Source organism: Micromonospora sp. DH14 (assembly GCF_029809455.1).
Classification (GTDB): Bacteria; Actinomycetota; Actinomycetes; order Mycobacteriales; family Micromonosporaceae; genus Micromonospora; species Micromonospora parva.
The window spans coordinates 111,110-131,070 of the sequence record NZ_JARVKT010000017.1; the positions used below are offsets into that span (position 1 = coordinate 111,110).

Annotated in this window: 18 protein-coding genes and 2 pseudogenes; 11 read left to right on the plus strand and 9 right to left on the minus strand. The window is 71.3% G+C overall.

From position 1 onward, the window contains the following. Nucleotides 1-103: 103 nt before the first annotated feature. A complete protein-coding gene (gene corA / locus QCZ28_RS21895; protein ID WP_279518395.1) occupies nt 104-1,231 on the plus strand; it encodes a magnesium/cobalt transporter CorA in 1,128 nt (375 codons plus the stop codon). Nucleotides 1,232-1,246: 15 nt separating this feature from the next. On the opposite strand, the gene QCZ28_RS21900 is transcribed toward corA, so the two are convergent. Together QCZ28_RS21900 and QCZ28_RS21905 are read right to left on the minus strand one after the other, a co-directional pair. Continuing rightward, nucleotides 1,247-1,432: a hypothetical protein gene (locus QCZ28_RS21900; RefSeq protein ID WP_091401337.1), complete on the minus strand. Its 186-nt coding sequence runs from the start codon at nt 1,430-1,432 to the stop codon at nt 1,247-1,249. A gap of 208 nt (nt 1,433-1,640) precedes the next feature. Continuing rightward, entirely contained in the window at nt 1,641-2,156 is a 516-nt protein-coding gene (locus QCZ28_RS21905; RefSeq protein WP_279518396.1) for a 2'-5' RNA ligase family protein, read from the minus strand. A 79-nt stretch (nt 2,157-2,235) separates the two neighbouring features. Here QCZ28_RS21905 and QCZ28_RS21910 point away from each other — a divergent pair, with 79 nt between their 5' ends. Then, nucleotides 2,236-2,745 (plus strand): DinB family protein, encoded by a 510-nt coding sequence (locus QCZ28_RS21910; protein WP_279518397.1) that lies wholly within the window; start codon nt 2,236-2,238, stop codon nt 2,743-2,745. Nucleotides 2,746-2,754: 9 nt separating this feature from the next. On the opposite strand, the gene QCZ28_RS21915 is transcribed toward QCZ28_RS21910, so the two are convergent. Continuing rightward, complete coding sequence (locus tag QCZ28_RS21915; protein ID WP_279518398.1) at nt 2,755-3,801, minus strand: NAD(P)-dependent alcohol dehydrogenase; 1,047 nt, start codon at nt 3,799-3,801, stop codon at nt 2,755-2,757. 163 nt (nt 3,802-3,964) lie between these two features. Between QCZ28_RS21915 and QCZ28_RS21920 the strand changes: the two genes are divergently transcribed. Both QCZ28_RS21920 and QCZ28_RS21925 read left to right on the plus strand, forming a co-directional pair. Then, nucleotides 3,965-4,390, plus strand: a complete 426-nt coding sequence (locus QCZ28_RS21920) for an SCP2 sterol-binding domain-containing protein (RefSeq protein WP_279518399.1) — start codon at nt 3,965-3,967, stop codon at nt 4,388-4,390. Beyond that, nucleotides 4,387-6,444 carry a glycogen debranching N-terminal domain-containing protein gene (locus QCZ28_RS21925; protein ID WP_279518400.1) on the plus strand — a complete coding sequence of 686 codons (2,058 nt, stop codon included), beginning with the start codon at nt 4,387-4,389 and terminating at the stop codon, nt 6,442-6,444. Before QCZ28_RS21920 ends, QCZ28_RS21925 begins: the two co-directional genes overlap by 4 nt. Before the next feature lie 40 nt (nt 6,445-6,484). On the opposite strand, the gene QCZ28_RS21930 is transcribed toward QCZ28_RS21925, so the two are convergent. After that, nucleotides 6,485-6,988, minus strand: coding sequence for a DinB family protein (locus tag QCZ28_RS21930; protein ID WP_279518401.1), 504 nt, complete (start codon nt 6,986-6,988; stop codon nt 6,485-6,487). Nucleotides 6,989-7,150: 162 nt separating this feature from the next. Between QCZ28_RS21930 and QCZ28_RS21935 the strand changes: the two genes are divergently transcribed. After that, nucleotides 7,151-8,056 (plus strand): DUF72 domain-containing protein, encoded by a 906-nt coding sequence (locus tag QCZ28_RS21935; protein WP_279518402.1) that lies wholly within the window; start codon nt 7,151-7,153, stop codon nt 8,054-8,056. A 37-nt stretch (nt 8,057-8,093) separates the two neighbouring features. Here the strand turns inward: QCZ28_RS21935 and QCZ28_RS21940 are convergent, their stop codons facing one another. Further along, nucleotides 8,094-8,573 carry a hypothetical protein gene (locus tag QCZ28_RS21940; RefSeq protein ID WP_279518403.1) on the minus strand — a complete coding sequence of 160 codons (480 nt, stop codon included), beginning with the start codon at nt 8,571-8,573 and terminating at the stop codon, nt 8,094-8,096. Between the two features lie 108 nt (nt 8,574-8,681). Further along, nucleotides 8,682-9,311 carry a hypothetical protein gene (locus tag QCZ28_RS21945; RefSeq protein ID WP_279518404.1) on the minus strand — a complete coding sequence of 210 codons (630 nt, stop codon included), beginning with the start codon at nt 9,309-9,311 and terminating at the stop codon, nt 8,682-8,684. Between the two features lie 198 nt (nt 9,312-9,509). Here QCZ28_RS21945 and QCZ28_RS21950 point away from each other — a divergent pair, with 198 nt between their 5' ends. After that, nucleotides 9,510-9,680, plus strand: a complete 171-nt coding sequence (locus QCZ28_RS21950; RefSeq protein ID WP_210857745.1) for a hypothetical protein — start codon at nt 9,510-9,512, stop codon at nt 9,678-9,680. Nucleotides 9,681-9,713: 33 nt separating this feature from the next. On the opposite strand, the gene QCZ28_RS21955 is transcribed toward QCZ28_RS21950, so the two are convergent. From QCZ28_RS21955 to QCZ28_RS21965, 3 genes are all read right to left on the minus strand, one after another. Beyond that, nucleotides 9,714-10,577, minus strand: coding sequence for an alpha/beta fold hydrolase (locus QCZ28_RS21955; protein WP_279518405.1), 864 nt, complete (start codon nt 10,575-10,577; stop codon nt 9,714-9,716). A gap of 125 nt (nt 10,578-10,702) precedes the next feature. Beyond that, nucleotides 10,703-11,959 carry a hypothetical protein gene (locus QCZ28_RS21960; protein WP_279518406.1) on the minus strand — a complete coding sequence of 419 codons (1,257 nt, stop codon included), beginning with the start codon at nt 11,957-11,959 and terminating at the stop codon, nt 10,703-10,705. A 174-nt stretch (nt 11,960-12,133) separates the two neighbouring features. Further along, nucleotides 12,134-12,820, minus strand: coding sequence for a hypothetical protein (locus tag QCZ28_RS21965; RefSeq protein ID WP_279518407.1), 687 nt, complete (start codon nt 12,818-12,820; stop codon nt 12,134-12,136). A 278-nt stretch (nt 12,821-13,098) separates the two neighbouring features. Between QCZ28_RS21965 and QCZ28_RS21970 the strand changes: the two genes are divergently transcribed. From QCZ28_RS21970 to QCZ28_RS21980, 5 genes and pseudogenes are all read left to right on the plus strand, one after another. Then, entirely contained in the window at nt 13,099-15,156 is a 2,058-nt protein-coding gene (locus tag QCZ28_RS21970; protein ID WP_279518408.1) for a DNA topoisomerase IV subunit B, read from the plus strand. 32 nt (nt 15,157-15,188) lie between these two features. Continuing rightward, a pseudogene (locus QCZ28_RS34545) lies at nt 15,189-15,443 on the plus strand (DNA gyrase subunit A); the annotation flags it as partial. Beyond that, nucleotides 15,417-16,253 (plus strand): annotated as a pseudogene (locus tag QCZ28_RS34550) (LAGLIDADG family homing endonuclease); the annotation flags it as partial. The pseudogenes QCZ28_RS34545 and QCZ28_RS34550, both read left to right, overlap by 27 nt. 414 nt (nt 16,254-16,667) lie before the next feature. Continuing rightward, complete coding sequence (locus QCZ28_RS34555; RefSeq protein ID WP_347815122.1) at nt 16,668-18,977, plus strand: DNA topoisomerase IV subunit A; 2,310 nt, start codon at nt 16,668-16,670, stop codon at nt 18,975-18,977. 336 nt (nt 18,978-19,313) lie between these two features. Further along, nucleotides 19,314-19,832, plus strand: coding sequence for a TrmH family RNA methyltransferase (locus tag QCZ28_RS21980; protein ID WP_279518410.1), 519 nt, complete (start codon nt 19,314-19,316; stop codon nt 19,830-19,832). The last annotated feature ends 129 nt before the right edge of the window (nt 19,833-19,961 follow it).

Below are 19,961 nucleotides of genomic sequence, written 5' to 3' on the forward strand. Positions count from 1 at the left end.
GGTGCGCGGAACCCAGCCGACGCCCCGGCGGGTTTCGGGCCCAGGGCACCGGGGATGCAGCCTCCCGGTCCGGACCGGACGGCACCGGGGGAGGGGACAGGGCATGGTCGGCGGCCGTCGCTTCCGCCCGGGTGGTGGCTTCGGCCGTCAACTCGACGAGTACGAGACGAGGGTCGGCGTGGTGCCGTCCCCGGAGTCGCCCGCAGCCTCCCACGGCCTGGTGGACAGCGCGGTCTACCTCCGGGGGCACCGGTTCGCCTCGCCGTCCGGCCTCGCCGAGACGTACCGCTGCCTGCAGGAGCAGGACGACGCGATGGCCTGGATCGGGTTGTACCGGCCCGACATCGAGCAGATCACCTCGCTGGCCCGCGAGTTCCGGCTGCACGACCTGGCGGTCGAGGACGCGATCAACGCCCACCAGCGGCCCAAGCTGGAGCGCTACGGCCACACCCTGTTCGTGGTGCTGCGCGCCGCCCGCTACGACGACCTCCGGGAGGAGGTCGAGTTCTCCGAGCTGCACCTGTTCATCGGGCCGGGCTTCGTGGTCACCGTCCGCCACGGTGAGGCACCGGACCTGGCCGCGGTGCGGCGGCGGATGGAGACCGAGGCGCAGATGCTCGCCCGGGGCCCGGAGGCGGTCCTGTACGCGATCCTGGACCAGGTCGTCGACGGGTACGCGCCGGTGGTGGCCGGGCTGGAGAACGACATCGACGAGATCGAGACCCAGGTGTTCGGTGGCGACCCGAACGCCAGCCGCCGCATCTACGGCCTCAGCCGCGAGGTCATCCAGTTCCAGCGGGCCGCCCGCCCCCTGCTCAGCGTGCTCGACGCGCTGGCCGTCGGCGCGGGCAGCGCCAGCGCCGACGAGGAACTGCGCCGCTACCTGCGCGACGTGACCGACCACCTGACCCAGGTGGTGGAGCGGGTGGACGGTTTCCGGCACCTGTTGCAGAACATCCTCACCGTCAACGCGACCCTCGTCTCCCAGCAGCAGAACGAGGAGATGCGCAGTCTCACGGCGGCCAGCTACAGCCAGAACGAGGAGCTGAAGAAGGTTTCCTCCTGGGCGGCGATCCTCTTCGCTCCCACACTCATCGGCACCGTGTACGGCATGAACTTCGTGCACATGCCGGAGCTGAACTGGCGCTTCGGTTACCTCTTCGCGCTGCTGTTGATGCTGCTGGTCTGCGGCACCCTCTATGTGATCTTCAAGCGGCGCGGCTGGCTCTGAGCCCGTGGTCGCGGCTCACTCGATGCCGCGCAGGATGTGCCGTTCGTCCTCGACGTCGTCGTCGCCGGCACCGATCCGGCCGAGCAGTACGGCGGCCGCCCAGATCGTCAGGGGGGTGGCCGCCCCGGTCATTCCGCCGCCGGTCCGGTCGTCCCGGGTCTGGCTCCGCTCCGTGCGCGGTGGCCTGCGCTGAGCCTGCATGGGCCCTGCCTCTCCTCGTCGAAGCCGCCGTGGGCGGCGCGGGGTGAATTCGCGCCACCGGCCGGGTGGGACCGCCCGTGAGCAGCCCACCACCGGTACGACAGCCACTCGAACCTTCCCACGCCCGGCCGCATCCGCACCGCTTGTTTTCGGGTTTCCGACTGCCGCCCGCCAAACCGGACATTACGCAGCGACGGTCGAGCCACGGTCAAGGCAGCGGGTGGGCGATGCCCCGGGCGTGGTCGGTGAGCGCCGCGCCGACCACCGTCGCGGCCAGCGGCAACACCTCCAGACAGCGGCGCACCGCGGCGGCCATCAGTGTGTTCGGCACCCGCATGGAGAGCGTGCAGTGCGGCACCCAGCGCCCCGGCTGGTAGTGCTCGGCGAGGGGGATGCCGGCGGCGGCGAGCCGGTCGTGCACCAGCCGGTGGTGCGCCAGCAACTCCGGGGTGGGCGTCGGACCGAGCCAGAGCACCCGACCGACGAACTGGCCGGCGTGCTGGAATTCGAGCCGCAACGGGGCGGCCACCACCGTCCCCTGTAACGCCTCGGCGACCTGCTCCGGGTCGAACCGGGGCGCCACCGTGAGCGAGACGTGCGGACGGTGGCGCTGCTCCAGCAGCGAGCGCATGCTCTGCACGCCCTCGGCCTCCAGCGCGTCCCAGAGCACCCGGATCCGGCGGGTGGCGTCCGGGTCCAGGTACAACTCCAGCGCGGCGACCATTTGATCACCGTAGCGGCCGAGGTTTGCCCGCCCATGTCCGGCGGTACCTGATCCGCAACCGATCAGGAAGGGGCAGCACGTGAATGTGAGTGACCTGCTGACCGAGGCGTACGACCGACTGCCCGACCTCGTCCGCGCGGCGGTCGACGGCCTCAGCCCCGAGCAACTGCGCCACCAGCCCGCCCCGGGCGCCAACCCGATCGGCTGGCTGGTCTGGCACCTCACCCGGGTGCAGGACCATCATGTCGCCGAGGTCCTCGACGCCGACCAGATCTGGGTCAGCGGCGACTGGGCGGGGCGGTTCGGGCTCGCCGCCGACCCCGACAACACCGGCTACGGGCACTCGCCCGCCCAGGTCGCGACGGTGCGGCCGGTGAGCGCGCAGGCGCTCATCGACTACTACGAGGCGGTCGCCGCGCGTACCGGAGACTTCCTGGCCGGGCTGGCCCCGGCGGACCTGGACCGTGTGGTCGACGAGGCGTGGGATCCGCCGGTCACCCTCGGCGTCCGGTTGGTCAGCGTGGCCGAGGACGACCTGCAACACGTCGGCCAGGCCGCCTACCTGCGTGGCCTGATCGAGGCCGGCTGACGGCCGGGCTCACGGCACGATCACCGCCCGGCCTTCCAGGGTCCCGTCGCGCAGCTGGCGGTACGCGTCCAGGGCGTCGTCCAGCGCGAAGGTGGTGATGTTCGGCCGGACCAGGCCCCGGGCACCCAGGTCGAGCACCTCCACCAGCTCGGGTCGGCTGCCCCAGTAGGTGGTGGCGATACTCACCTCGTACGGCACGGAGAAGAACGACACCCCCAGTGTGCCGCCGCCGAGCCCCACGATGGTCAGGTCGCCCACGGTGCGGGCCGCCGCCACGCCGAGCGCCAGGGTGCTGTCCGCGCCGACGAAGTCCAGCACCACGTCGGCGCCCCGCCCTCCGGTGGCGTCCCGGATCTCCTCGGCGGCGGTCGGTCCGGAGGTCACCGTGCGGTCGGCGCCGCACTCCTCGGCCAGCCGCAGCGCCTCGGCCCGGGTGTCCACGGCGATCACCCGCGCGGCGGTGGTGGCCTTGAGGATCTGCACGCCCACGTGACCCAGCCCGCCGACCCCGATCACCACGGCGGTGCTGCCCGGTGGCAGCTTCGGCCAGGAGCGCCGGACGGCGTGGTACGGGGTGAGCCCCGCGTCGGTCAGCGGTGCGGCCTGCGCCGGTTCCAGACCCTCCGGCAGAGGTACGACGTGCCGCGCGTCCGGGACCAGTTCGAACTCGGCCATTCCGCCGTCCAGTCCGAGCCCACCGCCTCCGCTCGGCACCGGTGCGGCGGACGGGTTCTCGCAGTACGGGTCGATCCCGAGCCGACAGCGGGCGCAGGTGCCACAACCCCACGATCCGAACACCGCGACCGGTTGCCCGACGGACAACCCGGTCACCCCGTCGCCGAGGGCGTGCACCCAGCCGGCGTTCTCGTGGCCGAGGGTGAACGGCGGGTTCCAGGGCATCGTGCCCGGCTCGAACTCGTCCATCAGGTGCAGGTCGGAGTGGCAGGCGCCGGCACCGCCGATCCGGACCACCACCTGACCCGGCCCGGGCGTCGGGTCGGGGACCTCGACCAACTCCGGTTCTGACTTCCACTCCCGCAACCGCAGTGCACGCATGCCGGTGCTCCCGTCTGTCTCGGCTGAACCACTGGCCTGCCCGCCTCGTCGCCCGGCAAACGGGCCGCCGCGGCGCGCCCCCGGGGCACCCTCACCCGTTCCGGGTGAACCGGCCTCACCCCGGCGCGGGTGATCCTGCGGGGAACCGTGGGGAGGGGATCTGATGGGTGCGACGGCGGAGCAGTACCTGCGACAGCTCGACACCGGTCGGCGACCCGACCTGCCGGAGACCACCGCGGGGACGCTGCGGTTGGATGTCCGTGACGAAGGCAGCACCGACCACTGGTACCTGACCATCGCCGACCAACAGGTCCGGGTGACCCGCTCGGCCGAGGACGCCGAGTTGGTGGTGCGGGCCGACCGGGCGGTCTTCGACCGGATGGTTCGCGGCGAGCTGCACCCGGGAGCGGGTCTGCTGCGCAACGAGGTGACAGTGCAGGGCAACATGCAACTGCTGATGCTGCTGCGGCGGATCTTCTCCGGGCCGGACGGCGCCCGTCACCCGCGCGAGCTGGGCCGGGCCGCGCTTGCCGGCCGAACCACGCCTGCCGGGCGGGCCGTGACGACCGCTCGGGGTGGTCGGCCGTGAAGCAGGAACTGGTGCACGTCATCGCGGGCAACATCTTCGCCATCACCGACGCCCAGGGCGACATCGAGCCCGACCCGCAGCTCCCGGTCGGACTCTTCGCGTACGACACCCGGTTCCTGTCGCACTGGGTCCTGCGGATCGACGGTGAACGGACCAACGCCCTGTCCCGCGACGACCTCACCTACTTCGAGACCCGGTTCTTCCTGGTTCCCGGCACGGCGAGCCACTACATCGACGCCGACGTGTCGATCATCAGGCACCGGTCGGTCCACGACTGTTTCCACGAGAACATCACGGTGCTCAACCACTCGTCGCAGCCCGCCGAGTACACCGTCCGGCTGGAGATGGCCAGCGACTTCACCGACATCGTCGAGGTCGGGCAGGTGCGGCAGCGGGCCGTCGAGGTCGCCGCCGACCCGGCGCGTCAGCAGCTCGTGCTGCGCTACCAGCGGGACCGGTTCATCCGGGAGACCACGGTGTGCAGCACCGTCCCCGGCGATGTGGACGAGCAGGGGATGACCTTCCGGATCCGGATCCCACCCGAGGGGAGGTGGGAGACCGACCTGCACGTCACAGTGACAATGGGCGGTGAGGAGGGCCGGGATCTCCGCACCGACCTGCAGTCGCACCAGCACGCCCTGCGCACGGGGATGGACGAGGACCTGACCCGGTGGCTGGACCGTGCGCCGCAACTGGTGGCCGAACGCGCCGGCCTGGAAGAGCTCTACCAGGGCAGCCTCGCGGACCTGGCGGCACTGCGCTACCAGCCGCTCTCGTACCGCGAGCGGGTGCCGATCGGTGGTCTGCCGTGGGCGATGGGCCTGTTCGGACGGGACAGCATCATCACCTGCCTCCAGACGATGGCGTTCACCCCCGAACTGGCCCCGTCGACGCTGCGGATGCTGGCGCTCATGCAGGGCGGTCAGCTCGACGACTGGCTGGAAGAGGAGCCCGGCAAGATCCTGGCCCACCTGCGGTACGGCGAGACGGGGGCGTTCAGCGAACGGGCGAGCGTGTTGTACTACGGTGCGGCCGACACCACCCCGCTCTTCGTCGTCCTGCTCGACGAGTACGAGCGCTGGTCCGGTGACGCGGACCTGGTCCGCGAGCTGCGCCACCCGGCCCGGATGGCGCTGGACTGGATCGACGAGTACGGCGACCTGACCGGCGACGGCTATGTGCGCTACCAGCGCCGCAACGAACGCTACGGCGCGGTCAACCAGGGCTGGAAGAACTCCCCGGACGCCATCGTCGACGCCCACGGTCGACAGCCCGCCTTCCCCCGCGCCACCTGCGAGTTGCAGGGTTACGCGTACGACGCGAAGCGCCGGGGCGCCCGGCTGGCCCGGGAGTTCTGGGGCGACCTCGCGTACGCCGACCGGTTGGAACGGGAGGCGGCAGCGCTGAAGGAGCGCTTCAACCGGGACTTCTGGCTGCCACACCGGGGGTACTACGCGTTGGCGCTCGACCCGTACGGAGAGCCGGTCGACGCGTTGGCCTCCAACATCGGGCACCTGCTCTGGAGCGGGATCGTCGCTGACGACCGCGCGGAGGCGGTCGCCGAGCACCTGGTCGGACCGCGACTGTTCAGTGGTTGGGGGGTACGCACGTTCGCCACCGGGCAGCGCACCTACAACCCGGTGGGCGCGCACCTGGGCGCGGTGTGGCCGTCGGACAACGCGGTGATCGCCGCCGGGCTGCGTCGCTACCGCCTCGACGCTCAGGCGGCCCGGATCGCCGCCGGCGTCTTCGACATGACGTTGACGCTCGGTGGCGAGGTGCCGGAGGTGATCGCCGGCTACGAGCGCAGCCTGACGACCTACCCCGTGCAACTGGCGACGAGCTGCCGCCCGCAGGCGTGGTCGTCGGGGTCCCTGCTGATGCTGCTCGGCACCGTGCTGGGCCTGCGGCCCACCGGCGACAACCTGCTGGTGGACCCGGCGGTGCCGGAGGGGTTCGGCCGGCTGGAACTGCTCGACATCCCCGGCCGTTGGGGTCACTCCGACGCCTACGCGAGAGATCGGAGCACCGAACGCCGGCACCGCCTGCGGTGAGGCCGAGGATCAGCGCAGGCGGTGGCGATGACGGCCGGCGTCAGCCCATCGTCTTGGCGCCGTCGATCGACTCGCGCAGGATGTCGGCGTGGCCGGCGTGCTGGGACGTCTCGGCGATGAGGTGCAGCAGCACCCGGCGGACCGTCCAGCTCGCCCCCGGCTCGAACCAGGGAGCCTGCGGCAGCGGGTGCGCCGCGTCCAGATCGAGGGCGGCGACCAACTCGTCGGTCCGGGCGGCCACCTCCTGGAAGCGCTCGACCAGCCCGGCCAGTGTCTCGCCCGGTGCCATCTGGAACTGACCGACCCAGTCGACCTCCTCGCGGCCCATCGCCTCCGCGCCGCCCACCACGAAGAGCATCCACCGGTGCTCGACACCGGCCACGTGCTTGATGAGGCCGCCGAGGCAGAGGCCGCTGACGGTGGGGCGACTGGCCGCCTGCTCGTCGGTGAGCCCGTCGACGGTCTGCAAGAGGAAACCGCGGTGCCTGCGGAGCGCCTGCAGGAGATCGGTGCGCTCACCGGTGAGCTGCTCAGTGCTGGTCATGCCGCCACCCTTTCGTCGTTGTCCACCCGGTGCCACCGTATTGCCGGGCACCGACACTTCCCGGGCACGACACCAGGTCGGCCAACGCCACCACCGACGCCAGCGGCGACGGAAGACCGCCAGCGGTTGCCGATCCGCGTCGATGGCGGTCCACTGAATGACATGGCGGTGATTAAGGTGGGCACGTCGTCCTGGGCGGACCAGTCCCTGCTGCGCTCCGGGTGGTACCCCCGCTCGGCCAGCACGCCGGCGCGTCGGCTGGGCTTCTACGCCAGCCAGTTCCCGCTGGTCGAGGTGGACACGTCCTACTACGCCATCCCGGTGCCGGAGACGACCCAGAGCTGGGTGGACGCCACACCGGACGACTTCACCTTCGACGTCAAGGCGTTCAGCCTCTTCACCGGTCATCCGACGCCGGTCGCCGTGCTGCCCCGGGACCTGCGTCCGGCCGCCGGCCCGAGCCGGATCCGCCGCCGTGACCTGCCGGAGCGGGCGTACGACGAGCTGTGGACCCGGTTCCGCGCGGCCCTGGCGCCGATCGCGGCGGCCGGCAAGCTCGGTGTGGTGATGTTGCAGTTCCCGCCGTGGCTGGTGCGCAGCCCGGCGGCCGAACGCCGGATCGTCGAGCTCGCGCAGCGCTGCCGGCCGTGGCGGGTCGGTGTCGAGCTGCGGCACAGCTCCTGGTTGGACGACGCGGCCGCGGCGGACACCCTGGACCTGCTCCGCGCCCACGACCTGTCAGTGGTCTGCGTCGACATGCCACAGGGGCACCCGTCGTCGGTGCCGCCGATCCTGAGCATGACGGCGGAGCCGGCGATCGTCCGGTTCCACGGTCACAGCGACGCCTGGGCCGAGGGCGACAAGCAGGAGAAGTTCCGCTACGCCTACGCCGAGGACGAGCTGCGGCACTGGGCGGGACGGCTGGCCGAGTTCGCCGCTCTCCCCGACGAGCTGCACGTGCTGTTCAACAACTGCTGCGCCGGGCAGGCCCAGCGCGACGCCACCCGGCTGGCGCAACTGCTCACCGAGACGATGGTCGCCGATCACGCCGTCCCGACGAACGGTTGACCGGCGCACCTGTCGGCGGGCCGGGGCGCGGGTCCGGTCAGGACCGCCGTCCCCGGCTGCGCAACGCGTCCTGGGTCGACTCGCCGATCTCCGCGTCGTCGGGGAAGGTCCGGCCACTGGGCGCGGGATCGGGTGGGGCGCCCGGCCCGGCCATCGGCGTGCGCGTCGGCTCGACCGAACCGAAACCGTGTCGTCCCGCCGGGCCCGTCCGACCCGCCGGGGCACCCGCCCGCCGCTCGCCGCGCCGGCCCTCGGGCACCGCTGTCTCCTCGCTGCCCTCGTCCATCGGTGAGTCGTCGTCGGTGCCCCAGGGCGCGTCGGCGTCGAAACCGTCGCCGGTGCCCCACGGGTTGGTCGCCTCCGGCTCCAGCCGGTCGTTGTCGCCGCTGCGTCCCTTGTGCGCCGTCATGGCCACCCCGCTCGTCGGTCCGCCGCCACCGGCGGACGATGTGCCGTCCTCGGGCCGGGCTGCCCGCCCGCCCTCGCCGCCCGACAGGTCACCGGCGCGCCGCCGCACGGGCGCCGACTCGTCGTCGCGCGGGATTCGTCGTCACTCCGGTACGCGCGCGGGGCCGGCCGGCGCCCCGCCGTCGAGGTGGCGGCGGGACGCCGGCCGGCCCGACGCTCAGCGTCCGGCCATCGCCATCGGCCGCTTGCCGTTGCTCATTCCCGCCATCTTGATCACGCCCTTGGAGGCGCCCTTCATCGCACCGGCGCGACCGAGCATCCCGCGGAACACCTGGCCGGGCTTCTGCTGCTCACCCATGTACGCGGTGACCACGACCAGCGTCCCGGTCAGCGCCGGGATGGCCCACTGGAGCAGCTTCATCTGCCGTTGCGACGAGGCCACACTGGCCGGGGTCTGGTGGTTCGGCTCGGTGGCGCCGCTCACCGACGGGCCGCCGGCCTTCTCCAGCCGCATGCCGACCAACCGGCTGTAGCCGGTGACCGCGAGCGCGCCGATGGTCAGCGCGGTCTTGATGGCGCTGGCCCGGCCGACGCCGGACTGGGCGACCATCCGTGGGCTCTCGGTCACCAGTTCGCCGACGGCGCCGGCCAGGTGGGCGCCGATCGCGGCCGCGTTGACCGGGGTCCACTTGGACCATCCGGCCGAGGCGACCGGGAGCCGCTGGGTCGAGTCGCTGATTTTCGCCGCTGCGCCGTTGACACCGAAGGCACCCATGAGGGAGCCGCCAAACCAGGCCGCCAGGCCCAGATCGTGCATCGAACGCAGTGCGGTGTGCCGTTCGGACATGTGATCCCCTTCCGCCGTGTCGGGCGGTGCGGCTTACCCGCCGCTCGGGCGGCTAACCCCGGCCCGTCGCGGCCGATCCGCGTCGTGGCGGGCAGCTACGGGACATCCGTGGCGTCGGTGCGCCGGCCTCGTCCGGGCAGGAGTCGTTCGCCCGGTGGCGGGTAGATCCTCCAGCGACGCCGACGAGAGGGGAACGCGATGTCGCAGCCGGACGAGAGCCGGGAGAAGACCCCCAAAACAGACGCGGTGCTCATGCACCCCGACAACGACCCGAACCGGAACACCGCCGAGGTCGCGCCCCGCAAGGAGCACGCCGAGATCCAGGTCGAGCGGGACGGCGAGCTGGTGCCGCTGGACCAGGACGAGTGAGCCGACCCGCCCGCACCGACGGGCCGGTACGGCTCAGCGCGGCGGCAGGTCGGTGGCGAAAGCGGCGATCCGCCGCGCCAGCGGGACGCCCGCGCGGACCCAGGTGAAGTGGTCCAACGGCGCTCCGGCCTGCGCCACTGTGTACCGTTCCCGGGTCACCGGCGCGTCGCCGAGCTTCGCGCAGAGGTGGTCCATGGTCTCGTGCGGCGTGTACTGGTCGTCGTCGACGCTGACGGCCAGCACCGGTGTCCGTACCGTGCGGACCGCGGCCTCGGTGTCCGTACCGTTGAGCCGGGGGAACCGACCGGTCCGCGCGGTGTACGCCCAGTCGCGGATCACGCCGCGCGCCTGCCGGCCGCCGAAGCCCCAGCCCGGCCAGACGCCGAGCAGCGCCGCCGTGGCGGCGATGCCCTGGGTGTAGGGCAGCACGCCGAGGCCGCGCCGGCCCGGGTAGCTCCGCCAGTGCGGGATGCCGACCGCTACCAGCGCCAGCCCGTCCACCTCGCCGCCGCCGTGCAGGGCGAGGTGCAGCAGCGCGGCCTGCCCGCCGAGTGAGTGCCCGAGAAGCAGTCGGGTGCGCCCGTCCAGTCGCGGCTTGAGGGCGGCCAGGACGGCGCCGATGTCGTCGGCCAGTTCGGCGTAACCGTGCCGGTCCGCGCGACTCGGCGCGGGCGTGCTCGCCCCGGTGCCGCGCAGGTCGGCCACGACCACGGCCAGCCCCGCGGCGCGCAGCGCGGCGGCGAAGGGCCGGTAGTAGCGGGCCCGGACGCCCATCGCGGGCCAGATCACCACCACCGGCGCGCCGGTCACTCCGGACGGTTCCGGATAGACCTGCACACCCAGCCGGCCACCGTCGACGTCGACGAACTCCTGCGCGTACTCCAGATCCCCGTTCACCGGCCCAGCCTACGACCTGACGTTACCGGCGGGTAGCGGCAGGCCGTCGACGACCGGGGCGCAGCTGACGCCGCGCGCGACGGAGGGCCCCGCCATCTGGCGGAGCCCTCCGACCGGCGCTGCGTTCAGGAGACCGAGATGGCCCCGTTGCTGGCGCGCACGCAGGCCACCGAGCGGGCGCTGGTGGAGGCCGCGCCGCTCAGGCACTGGCCGAGCACTTGGTGCCCGGTGGCGTTCGGGTGCCACGACTCCTGGCAGGTCTGGAAGTAGCTGACGCAGGTGTTGGCGATCCGCTGGATGGCGATCTTGTCCTTGCCGGCGAGGCTGGTGACGAAGGTGCCGGTCGCGCCGTCCTGAAGCCGGATCGGAGTGGCCAGCGCGCCGGTCGGGCTGCTCGTCTGCTCGCAGAGCCGGGCACCGTTGAAGGCCTGCTGCACGTTCAGGTACACCAGGTCGTCGGCCGGGAACTCGGCAGCGAGGGTGTCCCTGGTGGACTTCACGATGCTGCCCAGACCCTGGGAGAAGCGGTGCCCCGGCGCCAGGGTGGCCCGGTGGATCGGGCACCCGCCCGCGTACCGCTCGGCGCCGAGGTCACGGAACTTGTCCCGGGTGTCGTCCCGGCCGTCCTCCTCGTGGAACGTCTGGTTCAGGTCCAGCGGCAGCGGGTTCGTGTAGTCCTGGAACACGACCCGGTGCTGACCGTCCGCGTCCACCTGGTCGAGGGTGGTGAGGATCTGGCGTACGGCCGCCGTGGTCTCCGCGGTCGCGGCGCTGAGCTGCGCGGCGGTGGCCAGGTCGGCGTCGCTGCAGGGCTTCTGCTCCACCGGGCCGTTCAGGTATGCCCAGAACTCCCACCAGCCGGTCCAGGCGTCGGCGATGAACCGGTTGGCGCACTTCTCCGCGACGCTGCCGAAGGTGAACGAGCTGTTGTTGGAACCGAGGCCGATCAGCACCAGGTCGATGTCCTGGGTCTGCGCGACGGCGCGCAGCTGGCTCAGCTGCGAGGCCACGGTACGACCGTTGGCCCGCGCCTGGGAGGCGTTGGCGATGTCGTGCGGCTGGCCGCCGGAGCAGGCCAGGTTGAACCGGTTCTGGATGCCCGGCAGGTTGGCCTGGTGGAGCGAGGCGTTCGCCGAGCGGTGGCAGAAGAACGCGTTGTTGTTCGCCGCCGTCCAGCCGGGGAAGCCCTGGCTGACGCCGTTGACGTCGACCACCGGGGTGTACGCCCCGGCGCCCTCGCCGCTGATGAAGCTGTCTCCGAGCGCCACCGCGGCGGTGGGCAGCGCGGCGGACGCGGGTGCGGGCAGCGCGACGGCGGTCGTCAACGCGGCCATGGCGATCGTGAGTCCCGCGGCGAGCGCGGTACGCCGGAACCTGGGCATGGGGCCCCCATCCATCGAAAGATGAAAGATTCTCTAAGGGCGCGATCAGATCACCCCTGTGCGACGGACGTCAATGGCCCGTAACAGATTCGTTCGATGAAAGACACGCGCGCGTAGGCAGGACGCGGTACCGCGTCGAGGTCGGCGTGCGGTGGTGGGTGGTGGCGCGCGGGGCTACCGGGCGATCCGGCCGCCGCGGTTCAGCACCGCCGCGCCGGCGGCGTTCAGACCGACACCCCAGATCAGGAGTACGCACAGCCACTGCACCCACCGCAGCGCCGTCATCTCTCCCGAGAGCAGGTTGCGCACGCTGCCGAACGGAGTGAGCCACGGCTGCGCGGCCTCCACCCCGCCCAGCAGCGCGAACAGCCCCAGCGGCAGGACGATGGTGGCCAGGAACGCCACCACCACCGAGCGCACCAACAGGCCCAGCCCGGTGCCCACCAGGCCGGCGACGAACTGCACCAGCACACTGCCCATCGCTACCGTCCAGGCGTTCCGCCACGGCTCGTCGGCGACCTCGGCCGGGGTGAGGGCGAGCGTCGCGGCGCAGATCAGCACGCCGACGACGCCGATGACGACCGCCGGCAGCCCCACCGCGAGCACGGTGGGCAGGACCGCCGGGCGCACCGGCGCCCGGCGCAGGTCGCTGACCAGCAGGATGCCGAAGAGCGGGGTCGCTACCGACATCAGGCTCTGGACGGTCCCCGAGAGCTCGGCGAAGGTCCGGTCGGCGGGAGCCGCCGCCGCGCCCAGCGCCACGGCGGCCAGCAGACCCGCCACCAGGGTGCCCACCAGCAGCCACCGCCGGGCCCGGGTGCCAAGGGAGCGCCGCAGGGCGTCGCGAAACGTCGCAGTCACCGCAAGCGCCTCCTGATCTTCCCGACCCGGACCGGCGTGCACCCCGCGCGCACATCGGCCGCGATCACGGCTGAGCGTACCGGTGGCGCTGTCTCTGCGTGGCCCCATGATCACCCGCCGGCTGTTCGTTGGCTCACGTCCCGAGGGACCCGCGCGGCGGGTCGCACAGGGCCTCCGACACTTGTCCTAGCCTCGGGCTAGGCTCGCTGCGGCGCGCCACGCCGGCTGATGTCGCCGGTGACCGGCAGCACACCGCCGAGACCGGGGAGTACGACCAGTTGACCGCAGAGCCTGACACCCTGTACGGGGCCGATGACCTCACCCACCTTGAGGGGCTGGACGCTGTCCGCAAGCGGCCCGGCATGTACATCGGTTCCACCGACAGCCGTGGCGTGGGTCACCTCGTCAACGAGATCCTCGACAACTCCACCGACGAGGGAGTCGCCGGCCACGCCAGCCACGTCGAGGTGATCCTGCACCCCGACGGCTCCGTGCAGGTCGACGACGACGGCCGGGGCATCCCCACCGACGTGCACGCCAAGTCCGGCATCTCCGGCGTCGAGCTGGTGCTGACCCGGCTGCACGCAGGCGGCAAGTTCGGCGGCTCCGGCTACAAGACCTCCGGCGGTCTGCACGGCGTCGGCGCGTCGGCGGTCAACGCGCTGTCCCGCCGCTTCGACGTGACCGTCCGCCGGGCCGGCAAGATCCACACGATGTCGTTCCGGCACGGCGTCCCGGGCATCTTCGACGGCGACGGGCCGGACGCCCCGTTCACCGCCGGCCCCGGCCTGCAGGTGACCGGCGCCATGAAGCGCGGCCAGCGCACCGGCACCTCGATCCGCTGGTGGCACGACGCCCGCTACTTCGAGACCGGTGCGGCGCTCGACGTCGACGCCGTCCGGATGAAGCTGCGCAACACCGCGTTCCTCGTCCCCGGCGTGACCTACCTGCTGCGCGACCTGACCGGTGAGGCGCCCGCCGAGGAGCGGTTCCACTACCCCAACGGGCTCAGCGACATGGTGGAGTTCCTCGCCCCGGCCGGCGACCGGCCGGTCTCCGGCATCCTGCTGGTCAACGGCGAGGGCACCTACCGGGAGAACGCCGCCGACGCCAACGGCGTCATGCAGTCCAACGTCCAGCGGCGGGCCGAGGTCGAGGTGGCGTTCCGGTGGGGCACCGGTTACGAGCGCACCGTCGAGTGCTTCACCAACACCATCCGCAACGCGCACGGCGGCACCCACCGCAAGGGCTTCGAGCGGGCCCTGGTCCGCGCGCTCGCCGACGCGATCCGCAACACCCGCGGTCTGCTCAAGGCCAAGGAGGAGCCACCCACCCTGGACGACGTCCTGGAGGGGATGACGGCCGTGGTGCACGTGCGGATCCCCGAGCCGCAGTTCACCTCCCAGACCAAGGACGAGCTCTCCACGACCGGCATCACCAAGGTTCTCCAGTCCCTGGTCGACGCGCACGTCAAGGCCTGGCTGGAGGACCGGCGCACCAAGGCCGAGGCGCGCACCGTCCTGCAGAAGATCGTCGACGCCGCCCGGGTGCGGCTGACCCAGAAACAGCAGAAGGACGCCGCCCGGCGCAAGACCGCCCTGGAGGGCGCGTCCATGCCGCCGAAGCTGGTCGACTGCCGGGCCACCGGCATCGACCGCAGCGAGTTGTTCATCGTGGAGGGTGACAGCGCCCTCGGGACGAGCCGGATGGCCCGCTCCTCGGAATACCAGGCGCTGCTGCCGATCCGCGGCAAGATCCTCAACGTGCAGAAGGCCAACCTCCAGCAGGTTCTGGACAATGCCGAGTGCGCGGCCATCGTGCAGGTGCTCGGCGCCGGCTCGGGGCGCACCTTCGACCTCTCCGCGCTGCGTTACGGCCGTGTGCTGATCATGGCCGACGCCGACGTGGACGGCGCCCACATCCGGACGCTGCTGATCACCCTGTTCGCCCGGTACATGCGGCCGCTGATCGAGGCCGGTCGGCTCTACGCCGCGATGCCGCCCCTGCACAAGATCACCACCAGGGGGCGCAACCCGCAGACCGTCTACACCTACACCCAGGCCGAGATGGAGGCGACGGTCCACAAGCTGGAGAAGGCCGGCAAGCAGATCGTCACCCCCATCCCACGGTTCAAGGGTCTCGGTGAGATGGACGCCGACGAGCTGTGGGACACCACGATGAACCCGGCCACCCGTGCCGTCCGCCGGATCACCCTGGACGACGTCGAGGCCGCCGAACGCATCCTCGAACTGCTGATGGGCGAGAAGGTCGAGCCGCGCCGCAACTGGCTGATCGACTCCGCCGACCGGGTGGATCGCGAGGCGATCGACGCATGAGCCCACGTTCCGTTCGAGTGGAGAGCTGAGTCATGGCACGCCGCAAGGAAAACAAGGTCGACCTCTCCTCGTTCGACCAGGCCGGCGCGCGGGTCTTCGACAATCCGCTGGTCACCGAGGTCTCCGACTCCTACCTGGAGTACGCGTTCTCGGTCATCCACTCCCGCGCCCTGCCCGACGCCCGCGACGGCCTCAAGCCCGTGCACCGGCGCATCCTCTGGTCGATGTACGAGCAGGGCTACCGCCCCGACCGCGGGCACGTGAAGTCCGCCCGAATTGTCGGGGATTGCTTCGTTGCCGGTACGCTGGTCTCCACGCCTGATGGCCTGCGACCGATCGAGGAGATCGAGGTCGGAGACCTCGTGCTGGACGGCCAGGGCGAGTCGGTTCCGGTCACCGCCGTCTATCGGAACCCGACCTCTGACCTCGTTCGCGTCACCTGGAGCAACGGGCACACGATGCTCGTCACCCCGGGCCAGCGCTTCCGCGTGGTCGCCGATGACCTTTCGGTCGAATGGGTGGAGGCTCGGGATCTCTCGGGGCGACTGACATTGGCGTGCGGCAGTCGTCGCAACGCGCTGCCGACACCCACCGGCGATGTCTATGACTACGTGCGTGGGCTGCTGGTGGCCGAAGGTTTTCCTGTTCATCGGTCTCGCGAGGCGGACGGTCGGGTACGTATCCACATGTGCGACGTCGAGCCGCTGGATGTCGCCCACGGCTGGGCTATCGCCAGTGGATTGAACGTCTCGCGAGGTAAGCGTGAGGCGCGCAACCACCTCCACCGCGACCAGCACATTCTGACCTTCAGCCGGCACGAGGGGCTGCTGGAGGCCACTGGGCCGCTCAGCCGGGACAAGTACGTACCCCGCGACATCGTCGAGAACCGGTCGGCGTGGGCGCCATTCCTCGCCGGCTTCTTCGACGGAGACGGTTACGTGCGTAAGCGCTTCAGGGAGATCGTCTTCGTCAGCACGAGCGAGGTGCTGGTACGGCAGATCTACGCCATGCTCGCCGACCTTGGGGTGCATGGACATCACTGGACCAGCGGTCGCGCCTCCGCGGGTAACCCACTCTTCGGTCTCTCGATCTCTGGGCGGGACGCGGCGGAGCTTGCCCGTTTGCTGCTGCCCTGGGTGCGAATCGGATACAAGCACGACGGCTTGCAGCGGGTCACCGATATCGGCTACGAGTACAGCGGTAAGCAGGGCGACGACCGGTTGCCATACGGTCCGGTCATCGCGGAGTTCACGGCCGCGCACCAGGGCGGCGGGTGGTTCCGGGACAAGGACGGCCAGGCGTTTCGCGCCTCGCTCTCGGCGAGCGGCAGCCCCAAGGTGCGGTACGGCAAGGACCGCAATGGCGTGGCGCTTGCGGATCGGTCGTTCCAGTTGGAGCGTGCGGTCCGAGACGGTTGGATCAACAAGCTCCACCGCCTCGGCTCGCCACTCGCAGCCCGACTGGACGCGTTGGTCGGGAGTTCGTTTCTCCGAGTCACCTCCGTTGAGGAGGTGTCGCCCGACGTCACGTACGACATTCAGGTTGGCAGTGACGAGCACGCGTTCGTCGCCGAGGGGCATGTCGTTCACAACTGCATGGGTAAGTACCATCCGCACGGCGACACGGCGATCTACGACGCGATGGTGCGCCTCGCCCAGGACTTCTCGCTCAACGTGCCGCTCATCGACGGGCACGGCAACTTCGGGTCCCCAGACGATGGACCGGCCGCCAGCCGCTACACCGAGGCGCGGATGTCCCGCGAGGCCATGCTGCTCGTCGGTGAGCTGGGCGAGGAGACCGTCGACGTCGAGCCCAACTACGACGGGTCGCTGACCCAGCCGACGGTGCTGCCGGCGGCCTTCCCCAACCTGCTGGTCAACGGCGCGTCCGGGATCGCGGTCGGGATGGCCACCAACATGATCCCGCACAACCTGGCAGAGGTCGTCTCCGCCGCCCGCTGGCTGATCAACCACCCGGACGCCACTCTGGACAAACTCATGGAGTTCGTCCCCGGCCCCGACCTGCCCACCGGTGGGGTGCTGCTCGGCCTGGACGAGGTGCGCCGGGCGTACGAGACCGGGCGTGGCGTGGTGCGGATGCGCGGCAAGGTGGAGATCGGCCCGATCGAGGGCAGCCGGGGCCGTCAGGCGATCACCGTGGTCGAGCTGCCCTACGGCGTCGGCGCGGAGAAGGTCATCGCCGCGATCACCAACGAGGTCACCAAGACCAAGCGGCTGACCGGCATCGCCGACGTCAAGGACCTCACCGACCGGGAGAGTGGCACCCGGCTCGTCGTCGAGTGCAAGGTCGGCGTCAACCCGCAGGCGCTGCTCGCCGACCTCTACCGGCTGACCCCGCTGGAGCAGTCGTTCGGCGTCAACAACCTGGTCCTGGTCGACGGGCAGCCGCGCACGCTGGGTCTCAAGGCGCTGCTGGAGGTCTTCCTGTCGCACCGCTACGAGGTGGTCACCCGACGCACCTCGTACCGCCGGCGTAAGCGTCAGGAGCGGCTGCACCTGGTCGACGGTCTGCTGATCGCACTGCTGGACATCGACGAGGTGGTCCGGCTGATCCGGGGCAGCGACGACGCGCAGGCCGCGAAGGACGGGCTGATGAGCCGGTTCGGCCTCTCCGACATCCAGGCCACGTACATTCTGGACACCCCGCTGCGCCGGCTGACCAAGTTCGACCGGATCGAGCTGGAGACCGAGCAGGAACGGCTGCGCGGCGAGATCGCCGAGCTGAGCAAGATCCTCGACGACGAGCGGGTGCTCCGGAAGGTGGTCTCCGACGAGTTGGCGTCAGTGGTCAAGCAGTTCGGCACCGACCGTCGTACGACGCTCGTCGACGGTGACCTGAAGGAGGTGCTGGCCGCGTCCGCGCCGGCCGGCCCGCTGGAGGTCGCCGACGACCCGTGCCAGGTGATCCTCTCGGCGACCGGGCTGGTCGCCCGGACCGCTGCCGAGTCGGAGGAGAGCGCCGAGGGGCGTCGCCGCAACGGCCGGGTCAAGCACGACACGGTACGCGCCATCGTGCACTCCACCGCCCGGGGCCGGGTGCTGCTGTTGACCAGCGCCGGTCGGGCGTTCAAGGTCGACGTCCTGCCGCTGCCGGTGCTGCCCGAGCAGGCGGGCACGGTGTCACTGCGGGGCGGTATGTCGGCGGCCGAGCTGGTGCCGTTGGCGGCGGGGGAGACCGTCGTCGGCCTGGCGCCGCTCGGCGGGCAGGCGGATGGCTCACCGGGGCTGGCGTTGGGTACCCGGCAGGGCGCGGTGAAGATCTGCGCGCCGGAGTGGCCGGTGCGCTCCGACGAGTTCGAGGTGATCGGTCTGCGTGACGGTGACGAGGTGGTCGGGGCGACCTGGCTGACCGACGGCGCCGAGACGCTGACGTTCGTCACCTCGGAGGCGTCGCTGCTGCGCTTTCCCGCCGGGTTGGTCCGGCCGCAGGGCCTCAAGGGCGGCGGTATGGCAGGCATCAACCTGCCGGCCGGCGCGCGGGTGGTGTTCTTCGGCGCGGTACGCACCGACGACCCGGGGCATGGCGATCCGATGGTGGTGACCTCCACGGGCGCGACGGTGAAGGTGACGCCGTTCAAGGCGTACCCGGCGAAGGGCCGGGCGACCGGCGGCGTGCGCGCGCACCGCTTCCTCAAGGGTGAGACGGACGTGGCCGTTGCCTGGGTGGGCCCGCGACCGGTCGGCGCGACCGGCACCGGCGACCCGGTGGAGCTGCCCGCGGCGGATCCTCGGCGCGACGGCAGCGGCTTCGCGGTGATGCTCGGCCCGACGGTGGTGGGTCACCTGATCGAACGCGACTGACCCGCCGGCCCGGCTGATCCGGGCGGCGCGGTGGGCTCCGGCGGGCCGGCTGACCTCGGCAGGCCCCGGCGGGGCAGCGCCCGCCGCTCGGTCTCAAGATCCGCGCAACGTCGGGGAAGTTGCTGCCTCCCACGTGCCGCAGGCAGCATTTTCCCTGTAGTTGCGCGGATCTCGACGCTCGACCGGCGAAGATCATGCTCGAACATGGATCGAGCACGATCATGCGGAGAGGTCCGCGCGTTAGAATGAGAGCCTTGTTGTCTTTGATGGCCCGGGTGCGCCGCCAAGCACCCTTCACATGAACTTTCTTCTGTCCGGCGGAGTTGCCGACGCGGCGTGAACGCCGCGATCCGGGTCCGGCCGAGGCGCGAGCTGCGCGCCGCCCGCCGACCCCGCCAACACCGCTGCTGGGAGCATCTGGTCGCCGCCCCGCTGTGGCCACTGCACGGTGCGAATCTGGGCACCCTCCTACGTACCTGCGACGCGGTCGGTGCCTGCCTGGCCGTGCCGCCGTTCCGGTGGGTGGACGAGGCCGTGGCCCGGGGCAACACGCTGCGTCGGCCGGGCTGTGTCCACCGGGTCGGCAGTCCGCTGCGCTGGCTGGCCGCCGAACGGGCCGCCGGCGCCCGGGTTCTCGGAGTGGAGTTGGCCGACGAGGCCGTCCGACTCGGTGACCTGCCCGCCGCTCGGGGTCGCACCATCGTGCTGCTGGGCCATGAGGCGACTGGCATCCCACCCGAAGCCCTCGACCAGTTGGACGGGGCGGTGGAGATCCCCATGGTCGGCCACGGCCACAGCCTCAATGTCGCGGTAGCCGGGTCCCTGGTCCTCTACAAACTGGCCGGCCTCCTCTAGACCCAACGCCGTTCAGTTAAGGCGTGGTGGTGGCTGTCAAGGGTCGGGGCTGATGATGTCGATGCTGGTGGTGGCTCGGTAGCTGCGTCGGTCGATGGTGGGGCCTCGGGCCTGGTATTTGCTGTTCGA

What these genes read in the sequence shown, in the direction of transcription:
- QCZ28_RS21950 (WP_210857745.1), top strand. Translation starts at nt 9,510, where the DNA reads ATGTCGCAGCCGGACGAGAGCCGGGAGAAGACCCCCAAAACAGACGCG.
- QCZ28_RS21945 (WP_279518404.1), bottom strand. Translation starts at nt 9,311, where the DNA reads ATGTCCGAACGGCACACCGCACTGCGTTCGATGCACGATCTGGGCCTG.
- QCZ28_RS21920 (WP_279518399.1), top strand. Translation starts at nt 3,965, where the DNA reads ATGGGTGCGACGGCGGAGCAGTACCTGCGACAGCTCGACACCGGTCGG.
- QCZ28_RS21935 (WP_279518402.1), top strand. Translation starts at nt 7,151, where the DNA reads ATGGCGGTGATTAAGGTGGGCACGTCGTCCTGGGCGGACCAGTCCCTG.
- corA (WP_279518395.1), top strand. Translation starts at nt 104, where the DNA reads ATGGTCGGCGGCCGTCGCTTCCGCCCGGGTGGTGGCTTCGGCCGTCAA.
- QCZ28_RS21930 (WP_279518401.1), bottom strand. Translation starts at nt 6,988, where the DNA reads ATGACCAGCACTGAGCAGCTCACCGGTGAGCGCACCGATCTCCTGCAG.
- QCZ28_RS21900 (WP_091401337.1), bottom strand. Translation starts at nt 1,432, where the DNA reads ATGCAGGCTCAGCGCAGGCCACCGCGCACGGAGCGGAGCCAGACCCGG.
- QCZ28_RS21960 (WP_279518406.1), bottom strand. Translation starts at nt 11,959, where the DNA reads ATGCCCAGGTTCCGGCGTACCGCGCTCGCCGCGGGACTCACGATCGCC.
- QCZ28_RS21915 (WP_279518398.1), bottom strand. Translation starts at nt 3,801, where the DNA reads ATGCGTGCACTGCGGTTGCGGGAGTGGAAGTCAGAACCGGAGTTGGTC.
- QCZ28_RS21905 (WP_279518396.1), bottom strand. Translation starts at nt 2,156, where the DNA reads ATGGTCGCCGCGCTGGAGTTGTACCTGGACCCGGACGCCACCCGCCGG.